13 protein-coding genes are annotated in these 15,492 nt (G+C 71.9%); 4 read left to right on the plus strand and 9 right to left on the minus strand.

Going from position 1 to position 15,492, the window contains the following annotated elements; all coding sequences use genetic code 11:
* Positions 1-17 precede the first annotated feature (17 nt).
* Positions 18-869: a serine hydrolase gene (locus tag ACFU97_RS02220; RefSeq protein WP_384249690.1), complete on the minus strand. Its 852-nt coding sequence runs from the start codon at positions 867-869 to the stop codon at positions 18-20.
* 156 nt (positions 870-1,025) lie between these two features.
* On the opposite strand from ACFU97_RS02220, the gene ACFU97_RS02225 reads away from it, so the two are divergent.
* Positions 1,026-3,257, plus strand: a complete 2,232-nt coding sequence (locus ACFU97_RS02225; protein WP_384249692.1) for a glycosyltransferase family 39 protein — start codon at positions 1,026-1,028, stop codon at positions 3,255-3,257.
* A gap of 132 nt (positions 3,258-3,389) precedes the next feature.
* The gene (locus ACFU97_RS02230; protein ID WP_384249695.1) at positions 3,390-4,193 is read left to right on the plus strand and encodes an endonuclease I family protein; all 804 of its coding nucleotides are present in this window, start codon (positions 3,390-3,392) and stop codon (positions 4,191-4,193) included.
* 7 nt (positions 4,194-4,200) lie between these two features.
* Here the strand turns inward: ACFU97_RS02230 and ACFU97_RS02235 are convergent, their stop codons facing one another.
* The 3 genes from ACFU97_RS02235 to ACFU97_RS02245 all read right to left on the minus strand — a co-directional run bounded on the left by ACFU97_RS02235 (position 4,201) and on the right by ACFU97_RS02245 (position 8,378).
* Positions 4,201-5,886: a thiamine pyrophosphate-binding protein gene (locus ACFU97_RS02235; protein ID WP_384249697.1), complete on the minus strand. Its 1,686-nt coding sequence runs from the start codon at positions 5,884-5,886 to the stop codon at positions 4,201-4,203.
* A complete protein-coding gene (speB, locus tag ACFU97_RS02240) occupies positions 5,883-6,851 on the minus strand; it encodes an agmatinase (protein WP_384249699.1) in 969 nt (322 codons plus the stop codon). Before speB ends, ACFU97_RS02235 begins: the two co-directional genes overlap by 4 nt.
* Before the next feature lie 66 nt (positions 6,852-6,917).
* On the minus strand, positions 6,918-8,378 hold the full coding sequence (locus ACFU97_RS02245) for a sodium:solute symporter (RefSeq protein ID WP_384249702.1): 1,461 nt from the start codon (positions 8,376-8,378) through the stop codon (positions 6,918-6,920).
* A gap of 121 nt (positions 8,379-8,499) precedes the next feature.
* Here ACFU97_RS02245 and ACFU97_RS02250 point away from each other — a divergent pair, with 121 nt between their 5' ends.
* Positions 8,500-10,065 carry a PucR family transcriptional regulator gene (locus ACFU97_RS02250; RefSeq protein WP_384249704.1) on the plus strand — a complete coding sequence of 522 codons (1,566 nt, stop codon included), beginning with the start codon at positions 8,500-8,502 and terminating at the stop codon, positions 10,063-10,065.
* 70 nt (positions 10,066-10,135) lie between these two features.
* The gene (locus ACFU97_RS02255) at positions 10,136-10,924 is read left to right on the plus strand and encodes a phosphatase (RefSeq protein ID WP_384249707.1); all 789 of its coding nucleotides are present in this window, start codon (positions 10,136-10,138) and stop codon (positions 10,922-10,924) included.
* 45 nt (positions 10,925-10,969) lie between these two features.
* Here ACFU97_RS02255 and ACFU97_RS02260 read toward each other — a convergent pair whose 3' ends face one another.
* From ACFU97_RS02260 to ACFU97_RS02280, 5 genes are all read right to left on the minus strand, one after another.
* The gene (locus ACFU97_RS02260) at positions 10,970-11,638 is read right to left on the minus strand and encodes a maleylpyruvate isomerase N-terminal domain-containing protein (RefSeq protein ID WP_384249710.1); all 669 of its coding nucleotides are present in this window, start codon (positions 11,636-11,638) and stop codon (positions 10,970-10,972) included.
* A gap of 52 nt (positions 11,639-11,690) precedes the next feature.
* Positions 11,691-12,656: a cation diffusion facilitator family transporter gene (locus ACFU97_RS02265; protein WP_384249713.1), complete on the minus strand. Its 966-nt coding sequence runs from the start codon at positions 12,654-12,656 to the stop codon at positions 11,691-11,693.
* A 5-nt stretch (positions 12,657-12,661) separates the two neighbouring features.
* Entirely contained in the window at positions 12,662-13,543 is an 882-nt protein-coding gene (locus tag ACFU97_RS02270) for an acyl-CoA thioesterase (RefSeq protein WP_384249715.1), read from the minus strand.
* Between the two features lie 46 nt (positions 13,544-13,589).
* Positions 13,590-14,747, minus strand: coding sequence for an acyl-CoA dehydrogenase family protein (locus tag ACFU97_RS02275; protein ID WP_384249717.1), 1,158 nt, complete (start codon positions 14,745-14,747; stop codon positions 13,590-13,592).
* 98 nt (positions 14,748-14,845) lie between these two features.
* Complete coding sequence (locus tag ACFU97_RS02280) at positions 14,846-15,439, minus strand: TetR/AcrR family transcriptional regulator (RefSeq protein ID WP_384249719.1); 594 nt, start codon at positions 15,437-15,439, stop codon at positions 14,846-14,848.
* Positions 15,440-15,492: the final 53 nt, after the last annotated feature.

The following is a 15,492-nucleotide window of genomic DNA, read 5'->3' on the forward strand; positions in this document are numbered from 1 at the left end:
GACCCGCTCATGAAGCGTCAGCTCGCCGCCAGGTCCTTGTGGATGGCCTTCGCGACGCCCTGGATGGTGTTGATGCCGTAGTTCATGTCGCTGTTGCCCCAGGTGAGCACGGTCATCACGTAGTCGTGGCCGCCGCCGGTGAAGGTGCCGACGCTGTGCACCCGCCAGCCGTGCGTGGAGCGCTGCAGCCAGCCGTTCTTGACATGCCAGGTGACGCCGGCCGGGCGGCCGTAGGGCGTGCCCCAGCGCTGCGAGGAGATGACCTGGCCCATCAACTTCAGGATGTAGGCACGGGAGTTGTCGCTCAGCACCGTGTTCTTCGCGGTGATCAGCTTGAGCAGCTTCTGCTCGTCGGTGACGTTGATCTGGGTCAGGCCCCAGTAGCCGTTCGCGCCCGGCACCGTCTTCGTCATCCCCGCCGCGGCCAGGAAGCCCTTGATCTTCGTCATGCCGAGCTGCTTCCACAGCTTGGTGGTCGCGTCGTTGTCCGACTTGGTGATCATGGCCTTGGTGAGCGAGGCCTCGGTGTCGGTGAGGTAGCGGTTGTGCTTCTTCGCGTCCCACAGCAGCGTGGCGAGGACGGTGACCTTGACGACGCTCGCGGAGTCGAAGGAACTCGTCGAGCGGAGCGAGCAGGTGGTGCTGGTGGAGCGGTCGTAGAGGCCGACCGCGATCGTGCCCTTGCGGTTGGTGAGGGCCGCGTTGATGTCCTTCTGGAGCTTGGTGGCCAGGCCCGCCTTCGCCGAGGTGCAGCTGACGGTGGGTGTGGTGGCCGCGGCGGCGGGCGCGACGGCGGCCACGCCGGGTATGAGGACACCGAGTCCGATGGCGAGCGCTCTTGCGCGTCCGGTGAATCTGCCGTGAGTCATGCCGTGTTGACTCACGGGTTCATGCCAATGGTTGTACGCATCGCCCGACTCGTTGGGCAAAGCCTGCCCGTGCCCTTACCGCCTCCTTTGCGAATTCACAGGCGGGGGCCAGGTTCAGCACAGCGCGCACCCACTCCGCCTCTGCACGATGCGCGGGTGACATCTGCCACCGATCCACTCCCCCACACCCCGACCACGTCCGCCGACCGGCCGCCGCCGGCCCCGCCCGCGCGGCCCCCGGACAAGGCCCCGCGCTGGTCGCTGCCCGCCCTGCTCGCGATCCTGGTCCTGGCGGCGGTCCTGTACGCCTGGAACCTGTCCGGCTCCAGCCTCAACAGCTTCTACAGCGCCGCCGTCTACAGCGGCACGCAGAGCTGGAAGGCGTGGTTCTTCGGCTCGCTCGACGCCGGCAACTTCATGACCGTCGACAAGCCGCCGTTCGCGCTCATGGTCATGGGCCTGTCCTGCCGCGTGTTCGGCTTCGGCACCTGGCAGATGATGGCGCCCGAGATCGCGGCGGCGCTCGGCACCATCTGGATCCTGCACGCGTCCGTGAAGCGGTACTTCGGGCACGCGGCGGCCGCGATCGCGGCGCTGGTGCTCGCGCTCACGCCCATCACGGTCGCCATCAACCGGGACAACAACCCCGACACGCTCCTGGTCCTGCTGATGGTCGGCGGCGCCGCCCTCGCCCTGCGCTCCGTGCGCACCGACCGGCTGCTGCCGCTCCTCGGCTCCGCGGTCTGCTTCGGACTCGCCTTCAACACCAAGATGCTCCAGGGCTACATCGCCCTGCCGGCGGTCTTCGCCGTGTACCTCTACGCCTCGAGGCCGGGCTGGCGGAAGAAGGCCGTCAACCTGGCGCTGGCGGCGGTGGCGCTGACGGTCTCCAGCTTCTGGTGGGCGACGGCGGTGTCGCTGGTGCCCGCCGACGACCGCCCCTACATCGGCGGTTCGACCGACGGCTCCGCCTGGAACCTGATCATGGGCTACAACGGCCTGGGCCGGGTGCTCGGCGGCGAGGGCAACGGCGGTGGCGGTGGCGGTGGCGGAGGCACCTTCGCCGGGACCGCGGGCCTCGGCCGGATGTTCAACGACATCCTCGGCGGCCAGATCTCCTGGCTCATCCCCTTCGCCTTCGTCGCGCTCGTCGCCGGACTGGTGCTGTGCGGCCGCGCCCCGCGCGCCGACGGCACCCGTGCCGCGCTGGTGCTGTGGGGCGGCTGGCTCGTGCTGCACTACCTGACCTTCGCGATGGCCGAGGGCACCATGCACCCCTACTACACGACCGCGCTCGCCCCGGGCATCGCGGCGCTCACCGGCGGCGGCGGCGTTCTGCTGTGGCGTGCCTTCCGCGGCGGCGACGCCCGCTGGTCCTGGGTGCTGCCCGCCGGGCTCGCGGTGACCGGGATCTGGGCGGTCGTGCTGCTGCGCCGGGCCACCGGCTGGCACACCTGGCTGTGGCCGACCGTCGCCGTCGTCATGGTCCTGGCGATCGTGGGCCTGTTCGTCTTCCGGTCGGGCAACCGGGTGCGGCTGCTGGCCGCGTCCCTCGCCGCGGCGATCGTGGCGGCCCTCGCGGGCCCGACGGCGTACGCCGCCTCACCCGCCTTCGGCTCCTCCGGCGGCGGCATGATGGGCGGCACGAACCCTACGGCGGGACCGTCGACGGGCGGCATGGGCGGTCCCGGTGGCGGCCGGGGCGGCTTCGGCGGCGGAATGCCGGGCGCCGCCGAGCGCGGCGGTACGCAGCAGGGCGGCGAGCTGCCGGGCGGCGCCCAGCAGGGCGGCGAGTTCCCCGGCGGCGGCAACGGCCAGCTGCCGGGCGGCGGCGAACTCCCCCAGGGCGGCGGCGCCCCCAGCGGTGCGCCCACCGGTCAGGGCGGCGGGCAGGGCGGTGCGAACGGGGAGTTCCCGGGCGGCGGCACGGGCCGGATACCGGGCGGCGGCGACGCACCCTCCGGGAACCGCGGCGGCGGCATGGGCGGCGGTATGGGCGGTGCCGACAGCGAGCTCATCGCCTACCTCGAGAAGCACCGGGACGGCGCCACTTGGCTGCTCGCGGTGTCCAACTCGCAGAGCGCGGGCCAGATCGAGCTGACCGCCAAGGTCCCCGTCATCTCGATGTTCGGCTTCACCGGCTCCGACAAGGCGATGACCGTCGCCAAGCTCAAGGAGCTCGTGAAGAAGGGCGAGTTGCACTACGTCCAGGTCGGCGGCGGCATGGGCGGCGGCCCGGGCGGCGGCGGCAACGATGTCAGCACCGCCGTGTCGAACTGGGTGAAGAAGCACGCAACGGCCGTGAAGGAGAGCGCCTACAGCAAGAGCTCCTCGTCCTCCTCCACCTCCTCGTCGCTCTACCGGCTGGACCCGTCCGACGTCGACTGACGGCACCCCCAACGGCCCCCGACCGCACGGTCGGGGGCCGTTCTTCACATCCCGTTAATCGACACGACCTCATGTTCATGTCACGCTCCCGATTGCCGCCTCCGTTCAACCCGCGTAGATGGGGAGCCCTTTATGCTGGCGACACGCACACGCCGCCGGACGTCGATCGCACTGGCCACCGCCGCCGTCCTGGCCGGCCTCACCACCCCGGCCCTGACCGCGGCCCCGGCCGCCGCCACGACGACCGACTACGACTCGACCTACTACAAGAACGCGATCGGCAAGACGGGCGCGAGCCTCAAGTCGTCCCTGCACACGATCATCAGCAGCCAGACCAAGATCTCGTACTCCGCGGTCTGGAACGCGCTGAAGGTCACCGACCAGGACCCGAACAACAGCAACAACGTGATCCTGCTCTACAGCGGCGTCTCCCGCGCCAAGTCCCTGAACGGCGGGGACGTCGGCGACTGGAACCGGGAGCACACCTGGGCCAAGTCGCACGGCGACTTCGGCGAGGTCACCGGACCCGGCACCGACCTGCACCACCTGCGACCGGCGGACGTCCAGGTCAACAGCATCCGCGGCAACCTGGACTTCGACGACGGCGGGAGCGCCGTCACCAACGGCGGCGGCAGCAAGGTCGACTCCGACTCCTTCGAGCCGCGCGACGCCGACAAGGGCGACGTGGCCCGCATGATCCTCTACATGGCGGTGCGCTACGACGGCGGCGACGGCTTCGCCGACCTGGAGCCCAACGAGAGGGTCGCCAACGGCAGCAACCCCTACATGGGCAAGCTCTCGGTCCTCAAGCAGTGGAACGACGAGGACCCGCCGAGCGCCTTCGAGGAGAAGCGCAACCAGGTCATCTACGACACCTACCAGCACAACCGGAACCCGTTCATCGACCACCCGGAGTGGGTGGACGCGATCTGGTAGGAACCGCTCAGCCCAGGTGCGTCGGCGCGAACATCCGCAGCACGGCGGGCAGGACGACGACCGACGGGCCCGGCGACGCGAGGGCCTTCGCCAGGTCGGTCTCCAGGGCCTCGGGGGTCGTCCGCACCCCCGGGACCCCGAACGACTCGGCGAGGGCCACGTAGTCCGGGCAGGTCAGCTCCGTCGCCGTCGGCTGCCCGAAGGCGTCCGTCATGTACTCGCGCAGGATGCCGTAGCCGCCGTCGTCGACGATGAGCCAGGTGACGTCGAGGTCGTACTGGCGGGCCGTGGCGAGTTCGGCGATGGAGTACAAGGCGCCGCCGTCGCCGGAGACGGCCAGGACCGGGCGGGTCGGGTCCGCGGCGGCCGCGCCGAGCGCGGCCGGAAAGCCGTAGCCGAGGCCGCCGGCGCCCTGCGCCGAGTGCATGGCGTTGGGGGACTTCGCGTCGAAGGCGGACCACGCCCAGTACGCGAGGATCGTCATGTCCCAGAAGGACGGCGAGCCGGCCGGCAGGGCCCGGCGGACGGACGCCAGCACGTCCTGTTCCAGGGTGAGTTCCTGCGCCGCGATGCGGTCCGCGACCCGGGACAGCAGGTCCCGTACCCGCTCCGGAGCGGTCGGGTCGACGCGCTCGGAGACGGTCTCCAGCAGTGCCTGCAAAGCGAGCCGCGCATCGGCGTGGATGCCCAGCGCGGGGTGGTTGGACTCCAGCTTGCCGAGGTCCGCCTCGATCTGGATCACCCGGCCGCGGGGCCTGAACGTGTGGTAGTTCGAGGAGAGTTCACCGAGACCCGAGCCGACCACGAGCAGGACGTCCGCGTCCTCCAGCAGGTCGGTGGTGTGCCGGTCCTCCAGCCAGGACTGCAGGGAGAGCGGGTGCGTCCAGGGGAAGGCGCCCTTGCCGCCGAAGGTCGTGACGACCGGCGCCTGCAGCCGCTCGGCGAGCTGCCGCAGCTTGCCCGAGGCGTCCGCCCGGACCACTCCCCCGCCCGCGATGATCGCGGGCCGCTCGGCGCGGGAGAGCAGGTCGGCGGCCACGGCGGTGAGTTCGGGGCGCGGCGGCAGGTCGTCCGGGGTCGCGTCGACCGCCGTCACCACCGGCAGGTGCGTCTCGGCGAGCAGCACGTCCTGCGGGATCTCCACCCACACCGGTCCGTGCGGGGCGGTCAGGGCCGACTGCCACGCCTCCGCGATCGCGGACGGGATCTGGGACGGGGTGCGAACTGTGTGGACCGACTTCACGACGCCCCTGAACGAGGCTGCCTGGTCCGGGAGTTCGTGGAGGTAGCCGTGGCGGCCGCCGCCCAGTCCCGCCGTCGGGACCTGGCTGCTGATCGCCAGCACCGGTGCGGAGGCGGCGCGCGCCTCCTGCAGCGCGGCGAGCGAGGTGAGCGCGCCGGGCCCGGTCGAGAGCAGCAGCGGGGCCGCCTCGCCGGTGACGCGGCCGTACGCGTCCGCCGCGAAGCCCGCGTTGTTCTCCACCCGCAGGCCGACGTAGCGCAGGTCGGAGCGGCGCAGTGCGTCGAACATGCCCAGCGCGTGCTGGCCGGGCAGCCCGAACACCGTCGTCGCGCCGAGCCCGGTCAGCGTCTCCACGACCAGGTCTCCGCCGTTGCGGCCGGCGGGCGGGTTCAGCGCGGCCTCGGTCTGCGCGGCCGTCGGACGGAGTTCCAGGTCGTGGTCGTGCGTCACTTCTCGCGGGCCTCTGCAATCTGGCGGGACATGATCGTGGTCAGTTCGTACGCGGTGTGCGAGGCCGCCACCGACGTGATCTCGGCGTGGTCGTAGGCCGGAGCCACCTCGACGACGTCCGCCGACACCAGGTGGCAGGATGCCAGCCCGCGCAGGATCTCCAGCAGCTCGCGGGAGGTCATGCCGCCGGCCTCGGGGGTGCCGGTGCCGGGCGCGTGCGCCGGGTCCAGGCAGTCGATGTCGATGGAGATGTACAGCGGCCGGTCGCCGATGCGCCCGCGCAGCTGGTCGGCCACCTCGTCGGCGCCGCGGCGGTAGACGTCCGCCGAGGTGACGATGCCGAAGCCCATCTTCTCGTCGTCGGTGAGGTCCTGCTTGCCGTAGAGCGGGCCGCGGGTGCCCACGTGGGAGAGGGCGGAGGTGTCGAGGATGCCCTCCTCCACCGCGCGCCGGAACGGCGTGCCGTGCGTGTACTCGGCGCCGAAGTAGGTGTCCCAGGTGTCGAGGTGGGCGTCGAAGTGCAGCAGGGCCACCGGACCGTGCCTCTTCGCCACCGACCGCAGCAGCGGCAGCGCGATGGTGTGGTCGCCGCCCAGCGTCATCAGGCGGGCGCCGGTGCCGAGCAGTTCGTCGGCGGCGGCCTCGATCGTGTCGACGGCCTCGTTGATGTTGAACGGATTGACCGCGATGTCGCCGCCGTCCGCGACCTGGGCGAGGGCGAAGGGGGACGCGTCCTGCGCCGGGTTGTAGGGGCGCAGCAGCCGGGACGCCTCGCGGATCGCGTTGCCGCCGAAGCGGGCGCCCGGCCGGTACGAGACGCCCGAGTCGAACGGCACGCCCACGACGGCGACGTCGGCGGTGCCGACCTCGTCGAGGCGGGGCAGCCGGGCGAAGGTCGCGGGTCCGGCGTACCGCGGTATGCGGGAGGAGTCGACGGGTCCGCGGGGCGTCTCGTTGCTGCTCATGGGGGGCTGCCTTCTTTCCTACGCTTCATCGCGTATGAAGCGATATGTACGGCTTCTTGTACGACTCTACTGGGCCGCGGGCACAGGCTCGGCGGCGGCTTCCGGGGTCCGTCCGGCGAGCCGTTCGCGCCAGGCGGCGAGGACCGCGGCGTCGGTGGCCGGTGTGGCGAGGGAGACGGCCACGTAGGCGACGAGGGAGGACAGCAGGCCGTAGTAGACGGGCTCGTTGGCCAGGATGCCGTAACCCGCCATCAGGCCGACCACCGCGAGGCCGCCGACGGCGACCGAGGCGAGGGCGCCCTGCGCGGTGCCGCGCTTCCACAGCAGTCCGCCGAGGATGGGCACGAGGAGTCCGCCGACGAGGAGGTTGTAGGCGACGGTCAGCGCCTCGACGACGTTGTTCAGCGCGATCGCCGTGGCGATCACCGCGACGCCCATCACCAGGATGAAGACGCGGTTGCCCCTGACCTCGTCGTGCGGCTCGTCCGAGCGGCGCACCGCTCCGCGCAGCCGCGACCAGATGTCGTTGTTGGCGACGGTCGCACAGGCGATCAGCGCGCCGGAGGAGGTCGACATCACGGCGGCCAGGGCGGCGGCGAGGACCAAGCCCCGGACGCCGACGGGCAGTTCGTCCTTCACGATGGTCGCGAAGGCGTCGTCGGCGCTGCCGAGCTTGGGGTACAGCACCTTGGCCGCGGTGCCGATGACGGCGCCGGCCAGGGCGTAGACGAGGCAGTAGGTGCCCGCGACCGTGCCGCCCCACTTGGCGGTCCTGTCGCTGCCGGCCGTGAACACGCGCTGCCAGATGTCCTGCCCGATCAGCATGCCGAACGTGTAGATCAGGACGTAGGTGAAGATCGTCTCGCCGCCGATGCCCAGCGGGTCGAAGTACGTGGTCGGCAGCTTGGCCTTCATCTCGCTGAAGCCGCCCGCCTTGACGACCGCGATGGGGAGCAGCAGCAGGAGCACGCCGATCGTCTTCACCACGAACTGCACCATGTCGGTGAGGGTGATCGACCACATGCCGCCGAGCGTCGAGTACGCGACGACGATCGAGCCGCCGAGGATGATCGCGACGGTCCGGTTCATGTCGAACAGGACGTCGAAGATCGTGGCGTACGCGATGGTCGAGGTGACCGCGAGCATCAGCGTGTACGCCCACATGACCACGCCGGAGATGACGCCGGCCCGGCCGCCGTAGCGCAGGTCCAGCATCTCGGAGACGGTGTAGACCTTCAGCCGGGCGATGCGGGCGGAGAAGAAGACGGACAGCGCGAGCAGGCCGAGGCCGATGGTGAAGACCATCCAGGCGCCGGAGAGGCCGTACTGGTAGCCGAGGCCCACGCCGCCGATGGTGGACGCGCCGCCCAGGACGATCGCGGCCATGGTGCCGGAGTACATGGTGGGTCCCAGGCGGCGTCCGGCCACCAGGAAGTCGCTCTTCGACCTGGCGCGGCGCATGCCCCACCAGCCCATGGCCAGCATGCCGGCCAGGTAGATGACGATGACGGTGTAGTCGACGGCCACGGGGCCTCCTTCGCTCGGTCTCGCCGGCGGGTGATGAGCACAGACCTTAGGTGGCCGGAAAGCGACTGCGAAGTGTACGTTTCATCCATTCGTACGGCATCGCATGGAGGGAACGCACACCATGCCGGATCCCGCTGTCCCCCCTGCCCCGGCGGTGCCCCTGGCGTCGCTCCTGGCCCGTGAGGACCTGGCTCTGCGGCAGATCGCGGGGCCGTCCGGGCCCGGCTCCGTGATCCACTGGGTGCACACCTCGGAGATGGCCGATCCGTATCCCTACCTGCTGGGCGGGGAGCTGCTGCTGACGGCCGGCGTGCACGTCCCCGAGGGGGCCGGCCCGGACGGCTACTTCGACGGCTACGTGGCGCGGATCGTCGCGGCGGGCGGCGCCGCCGTCGGCTTCGGCGTGGCCCCCGTGTTCGACACGGTGCCGCCCGCGCTGGTGGCGGCCTGCGAGGCGCACGGGCTCCCGCTGCTGGAGGTCCCGCCGCGGACCACGTTCTCCGGTGTGGCGCGCGCGGTCTGGCAGCTCATGGCGCAGGCCCGGCTCGCCGAGCTGCGCCGGGTCACGGAGGCCCAGCAGAGCCTCGCGGCGGCGGCCTCCCGCCCGGACCCGGTGCCGTCGGTGCTGCGGCAGCTGGCCCAGCGCGTGAGCGGCTGGGCGGTGCTGTACGGGCCGGACGGCGCGAGGATCGCCTCCGCGGGGCGCCCCGCCGCCACCGACCTCGCGGCAGCGCTCTCCCAGCTCGCCGACGTCGTGCGCCCCTCGGGCCCGGGCACCCCCACCTCCGCGACCGACAGCAAGGCCGGCACCCACCTCGCCGCCTACGCCCTCGGCGCCGGGCAGGGCTTCGTGCTCGGGGTCGCCGCACCGCAGCGCGACCCCGGCGACCACACCATCGCCTCGGTCGCCGCCGTGCTGCTCACCCTGCTCACCGGCGAGCAGCAGAGCGGCTCGGGCGCGGCCCGGTCCTCCGCGCTGGTACGGCTGCTGCTGGGCGCGCCGCCGGCCGGGGTCGCCCCGCTCCTCGGGCCCGGGCGCTGGCTGGTGGTGCACGCCCGGCCCGACGCGCAGTCCCCCGACCCGGTGGCGGCCTCCGCGCTGGGCGCGGCCCTCGGGTCGCCGCTGGTCGACCTCGCGCAGGACGTCGTACGGGTGCTCGTGCCGGCCGACCGCGAACCGGACGCGCAGCCGGGCTGGACCCTGGGCGTCAGCGCGGCCGTGGACCCGGCCGAGTGGCCGGCCGCGGACACCCAGGCCGCCCGCGCGCTGGCGCGGGCCCGCGCCACCCGCACCGGCCTGGTGCGCCACGGCGACCGCGCGGGCCTCGCCGACCTGGTGCCGCCCGAGGAGGCCGAGGCCCACGCCCGGCTGCTGCTCGCACCGGTCACGGCCACCCCCGCGCTGACCGAGACGCTGCGCACCTGGCTCTCCCTGCACGGCAGTTGGGACCGTACGGCGGTCGCCCTGTCCGTGCACCGCAACACCGTCCGCCAGCGCATCGCCCGCTGCGCCGCGCTCCTCGGCACGGATCTGGACGACCCGGACGTCCGCATGGAGCTGTGGTTCGCGCTGCGGCAGCACCAGGGGGCGCTACCCGGCCATGGGACGGGCGCGGGAGGGCCGCGAGACGGGCACGGGCACGCGCGTTCGGCGCACGGCAATGGGTACGAAGACCCAGGACGATGAGTACGTGAGCCACGTCCCAGGGTGCGGGACGCCAGGGACTCGCACCGTCGCCTGCTCCACAATGGGCTGCATGCCGATACCCGGGACACCCAGCCGCGCCGAGCTCGTCGACCACCTCGTACGGACCCGCATCGCGGGCGACGTCGCGACGCCCCGCGAGAACAATCTCAGCCACTACCGCAAGCTGGCGAACGGCGACCGCCACTACTGGCTCGGCCTGGAGCTCGGCGACCGCTGGCGGGACGAGCAGGACGTGCTCGCGGTGATGGCGGAGCGGGTGGGCGTCAACGACGACCCCGAGTACCGGTACGGCCAGGACACCATCGATCCCGAGCTGACCGTCGACGCCCTGGACCGGATGGCGGCGCGGCTGCGCAAGGCGGCCGACGGGCAGCAGCGGGTGCTGTTCGCGACCGGCCACCCGGGCGGGCTGCTCGACGTGCACCGGGCCACGGCCGCCGCGCTGCGGGGGGCCGGCTGCGAGATCACCGTGATCCCGGAGGGGCTCCAGACGGAGGAGGGCTACGTCTGGCAGCTCGCGGACGTCGCGGTCCTGGAGCACGGCGCCTCCCTGTGGCACACGCACTCCGGCGAGCCGATGAAGGCCATCCTCACGGCGCTGGGCAACTCCGACCGCCCGCTGCCGGACCTGGTCGTCGCCGACCACGGCTGGGCGGGCTACGCGGGCCAGCACGGCGTCGACTCGGTCGGCTACGCGGACTGCAACGACCCGGCGCTCTTCCTCGCGGAGTCGGAGGGCACCGTCCAGGTCGTGGTCCCGCTCGACGACCACGTCGTCAGCCCGCGGCACTACGACCCGATGACGGCGTACCTGCTGGCGGAGGCGGGGCTCTCCTGAGCCACCGCCGGAGTTCGCCGGACTTCGGCGGACGGATTCCGGCGTTCAGATTCCGGCGATCGAGGCGGGGGCGCGCTCGGCGCGGGCGAGCCCCCTGATCACGTCCACGGTGCCGTGGCGGCGGACCGCGAGCCGGGCGAGCAGCTCGACCACGGGCGCGGTGACCTGCTCGGGGAACGCCGGAGCCGGCAGGCCCGCGCTCGACGCCAGGTCGTCGCTGTGCACGACGAGTTCCAGCAGCCGGGTGAGCAGGAAGTCGTCGAGTTCGAGGGACCAGTCGCCCCAGGAGGGGATGTGGAGCGGCCGTGCGGCGGGCGCGCCGGGCACCTCGGTCCGCAGCAGGTCCAGCGCCTCGCGCACGCGCGCGTGCAGCGCCGCGTGGCCGTCCGCGGCGGTCGCCTCGCCGCCCTCCCGGATCCGCCCGCTGACGGGTGCGCCGGGGCCGGCGTCCAGCCAGATCACCTTCTCCAGGTAGTACGTGCGCAGCGACACCACCGGCTGGGCGGGCACCGGGTCGGCGAGCAGCCCGGGCAGCGCGAGCTCCTGCCAGAACATGTGCCCGGCCAGCCCCCGCACACGGAAGTGCTCCAGCACGCTCGGCCGGTCCCAGCCGGCGGCGACGGCCGGTTCGGCGAGCAGCCGGGCGGCGATGTCCGCGGCCACGAGGAACGCGTCCCTGATCCGCCCGCCGCGCCAGTTCCAGGTCTCCGTCATACGGCCATCCCACCGTGCCGGGCCGCCCGCCTCAACCGACTTTCAGGGCCCCTCACGGCCAGGGGTTCAGCCCCTCCGACCGCCGCTGCGCGAACCCCGGTGTCGGGTCCAGGTACACCCGGGTGACCGCCGGGAAGACCGAGCGCAGGCGGAGTTCGGCGGTTTCGCAGGCCCACTCGATCTGTGCCGCCGTCGAGCGGTCACGGAAGTCGATCTTGGCGGCGACCAGCGCTTCGCGCGGGCCCTGCATGAGGGTGATGAGTTCGAGGACGGCCTCGATGTGCTCGACCTCCAGCAGCTCGGCGCGGATCCGCTGCCGCATCGGCTTCGGCAGCGGGCGCCCGATGAGCAGCTCGGCGTTGGAGCGGCCCAGCACCCAGGCGACGACGAGCAGCAGCAGGCCGATCAGCAGCGAGGCGACGCCGTCCCAGACGCCGGACCCGGTGAGCTGCCCGCCGAGCAGGCCGCCCGCGGCGAGCACCAGGCCGATCAGCGCGGCCGAGTCCTCCAGGACGACGGCCTTCACGGCGGTGTCGGGGGTGTGGCGGAGGTAGAGCTTGAAGGGTGCCCGCACCCGCCGGGCCTCACCGCGCGCCTGGCGCAGCCCGGTGCGCAGCGAGAACCCCTCCAGCAGGAAGGCGATCAGCAGCACGACGTACGACACGAGCGGATCGCCCAGCTCCTCACCCGCCGCGAGCGTGTGGATGCCGTCGTAGATGGAGAAGACCGCGCCGCCGACGAAGGTCGCGACCGCGGCGAGCATCGCCCAGATGTAGCGCTCGGGGCCGTAGCCGAGGGGGTGTTCCTCGTCGGCGGGCTTCTCGCTGCGCTTGAGGGCGGTCAGCAGCAGGACCTCGGTGACCGTGTCGGCGACCGAGTGCGCGGCCTCGGAGAGCATCGCGCTGGATCCGCTGATGATGCCGGCGACCGCCTTGGCGAGGGCGATCCCGAGATTGGCGACGGCGGCGACCACGACCGTGAAGACGCTCTCGCCGCCGCCCTCCTGTTCAGGCGTCATGCCCCTCAGTGTTCCCGAGGAACGCGCACCAGACCTTCCTGGATGACGGAGATGGCGAGCTGCCCGTCCTGGGTGTAGATACGGGCCTGTCCGAGCCCGCGCCCGCCGTGCGCCGAGGGCGACTCCTGGTCGTACAGCAGCCATTCGTCGGCACGGAAGGGCCGGTGGAACCACATGGCGTGGTCGAGCGAGGCCCCGACCACGTCCCCGACCGCCCAGCCGCCGCGGCCGTGCGCGAGCAGCACCGAGTCGAGCAGGGTCATGTCGGAGACGTACGTGGCCAGCACGACGTGCAGCAGGGGCTCGTCGATGGCGCCCTCGAGCTTGCCGTTGGTGCGGAACCAGACCTGGGAGTGCGGCTCCCGCGGTTCGCCGAACTTCCCGTACGGCGGCTCCTCGACGTAGCGCAGGTCGACGGCCTCGCGTGCCTCCAGGAACTTCTCGACCACCACGGGGTCGAGGTGGCCGTAGCCGCGCAGCCGCTCCTGGGAGGTGGGCAGGGTGGCCGGGTCGGGCGCGGCCGGCATCGGCGCCTGGTGGTCCAGGCCCTCCTCGTCGCCCTGGAAGGAGGCCGAGAGGTGGAAGATCGGCTTGCCGTGCTGGACGGCGACCACCCGGCGGGTGGTGAAGGAGCGTCCGTCACGGATGCGGTCGACGTCGTAGACGATCGGCGCGCCCGGGTCGCCGGGCCGCAGGAAGTACGCGTGCAGGGAGTGGGCGTGCCGGTCCGCGGGGACCGTGCGCCCGGCGGCGACCAGGGCCTGGGCCGCCACCTGTCCGCCGAAGACGCGCGGGACGACGGCGGACCGGGACTGCCCGCGGAAGATGTTCTCCTCGATCTGCTCCAGGTCGAGCAGATCGAGGAGAACCTGTAGTGCCTGGCTCATGGCAGACAGTTGTACCCGCCAGTCGTTTCCTCGGGTTTCCGGGGTCTTACAGACCCATGTTCTTGGCGATGATCGTCTTCATGATCTCGCTGGTGCCGCCGTAGATGCGGTTGACCCGGTTGTCCGCGTAGAGACGGGCGATCGGGTACTCGTTCATGAAGCCGTAGCCGCCGTGCAGCTGGAGGCAGCGGTCGATGACGCGGTGCGCGACCTCGGTGCAGAACAGCTTGGCGCTGGCGGCCTCGGCGGGGGTCAGCTCGCCGGCGTCCAGGGCCTCCAGGGCGCGGTCGGCGACGGCCTCGGCGGCGTCCACCTCGGCCTGGCAGGCGGCCAGCTCGAATTTGGTGTTCTGGAAGGACGCGACGGTCTTGCCGAAGACGGTGCGCTCCTGGACGTACTCCTTGGCGAACCGCACGGCGGCCTTGGCCTGCGCGTAGGCGCCGAAGGCGATGCCCCAGCGCTCGGAGGCGAGGTTGTGGCCGAGGTAGTAGAAGCCCTTGTTCTCCTCGCCGAGCAGGTCCTCGACCGGGACCTTCACGTCGACGAACGCCAGCTCGGCGGTGTCGGAGGTCTTCAGGCCCAGCTTGTCCAGCTTGCGGCCGATGGAGTAGCCCTCGGACTTGGTGTCGACGGCGAACAGGGAGATGCCGAAGCGGCGGTCCTCGGCGGTCGGCGCGGAGGTGCGGGCGCAGACGATGACGCGGTCGGCGTGGACGCCGCCGGTGATGAACGTCTTGGCGCCGTTGAGGACGTAGTGCGTGCCGTCCTCGGAGAGCTTGGCGGTGGTCTTCATGCCCGCGAGGTCGGAGCCGGTGCCCGGCTCGGTCATCGCGAGGGCCCACATCTCCTCGCCGGTGACGAACTTCTCGAGGTAGCGCTTCTTCTGCTCGTCGGTGGCGAGCATCTTGATGTACGGCAGGGCGAGCAGCACGTGCACGCCGGAGCCGCCGAACTGGACGCCCGCGCGGGCGGTCTCCTCGTAGAGGACCGCCTCGAACTTGTGGGTGTCCAGGCCCGCGCCGCCGAACTCCTCGGGCACGTTGATGCCGAAGATGCCCAGCTCGCCGAGCTTGTGGTAGAAGTCGCGCGGCGCCTGGCCGGCTGCGAACCACTCGTCGTAGACGGGCACGACCTCGGCCTCGATGAAGGCCCGGATGGTCTCCCGGAACGCCTCGTGGTCCTCGTTGAACACCGTACGGCGCACCGCCGCCACCTCCTGGTTCCCGTGTCTAAGCGCTTGCTCAGATTCTTAAGGTACCGGCGGGTAGGGAGAGGCGTCCAGAGGAGATCCCGTAACGCTCGTCACGCCGCGGCGGCCGCGAAGGCCCCCTTGGCCATGCGGTGCAGCAGCTCCGCCGTGGTCCCGCGGCCGGGCAGCGAGCCCGGGCGGCCCAGGTGCGGGGTGGAGTTGAGCAGGCCGAAGACCGAGTGCACGGCGGACCGGGCCGCGGGCTCGGTGACGCCCGGGTAGACCTCCCGCAGCACCGCCACCCACAGCTCGACGTACTGCCGCTGGAGCTGGCGCACCAGCTTGCGGTCGCTGTCCCGCAGGCGGTCCAGCTCGCGGTCGTGCAGGGTGATCAGGGGACGGTCGTCGAGCGCGAAGTCGATGTGCCCTTCGATGAGCGAGTCGAGGACCGCCTCGGGGGGCGTCCCGTCGGCCTCCTGGAGGCGCCGCTTCGCACCCGTCAGCAGCTGGCCGCTGATCCCCACCAGCAGCTCGGCGAGCATCGCGTCCTTGCCCGCGAAGTGGCGGTACAGGCCCGGGCCGCTGATGCCGACGGCGGCACCTATCTCGTCGACTCCGACCCCGTGGAAACCGCGCTCGGCGAACAGCCGCGCGGCCTCCTTGAGGATCTGCTCGCGGCGGGTGGGGGCGTCGGTTCTGGTGGCCATGAAGGTAATTCTAGACAGGAAGGTTAGCGGTCGTTAACCTGATGGAAATGGTT

It is taken from the genome of Streptomyces sp. NPDC057616 (genome assembly GCF_042800575.1).
Lineage (GTDB): Bacteria > Actinomycetota > Actinomycetes > Streptomycetales > Streptomycetaceae > Streptomyces.

Coding starts and splice junctions, on each gene's coding strand:
- ACFU97_RS02220 (WP_384249690.1), bottom strand. CDS start 869: ATGACTCACGGCAGATTCACCGGACGCGCAAGAGCGCTCGCCATCGGA.
- ACFU97_RS02230 (WP_384249695.1), top strand. CDS start 3,390: ATGCTGGCGACACGCACACGCCGCCGGACGTCGATCGCACTGGCCACC.
- speB (WP_384249699.1), bottom strand. CDS start 6,851: ATGAGCAGCAACGAGACGCCCCGCGGACCCGTCGACTCCTCCCGCATA.
- ACFU97_RS02250 (WP_384249704.1), top strand. CDS start 8,500: ATGCCGGATCCCGCTGTCCCCCCTGCCCCGGCGGTGCCCCTGGCGTCG.
- ACFU97_RS02255 (WP_384249707.1), top strand. CDS start 10,136: ATGCCGATACCCGGGACACCCAGCCGCGCCGAGCTCGTCGACCACCTC.
- ACFU97_RS02260 (WP_384249710.1), bottom strand. CDS start 11,638: ATGACGGAGACCTGGAACTGGCGCGGCGGGCGGATCAGGGACGCGTTC.
- ACFU97_RS02265 (WP_384249713.1), bottom strand. CDS start 12,656: ATGACGCCTGAACAGGAGGGCGGCGGCGAGAGCGTCTTCACGGTCGTG.
- ACFU97_RS02270 (WP_384249715.1), bottom strand. CDS start 13,543: ATGAGCCAGGCACTACAGGTTCTCCTCGATCTGCTCGACCTGGAGCAG.
- ACFU97_RS02280 (WP_384249719.1), bottom strand. CDS start 15,439: ATGGCCACCAGAACCGACGCCCCCACCCGCCGCGAGCAGATCCTCAAG.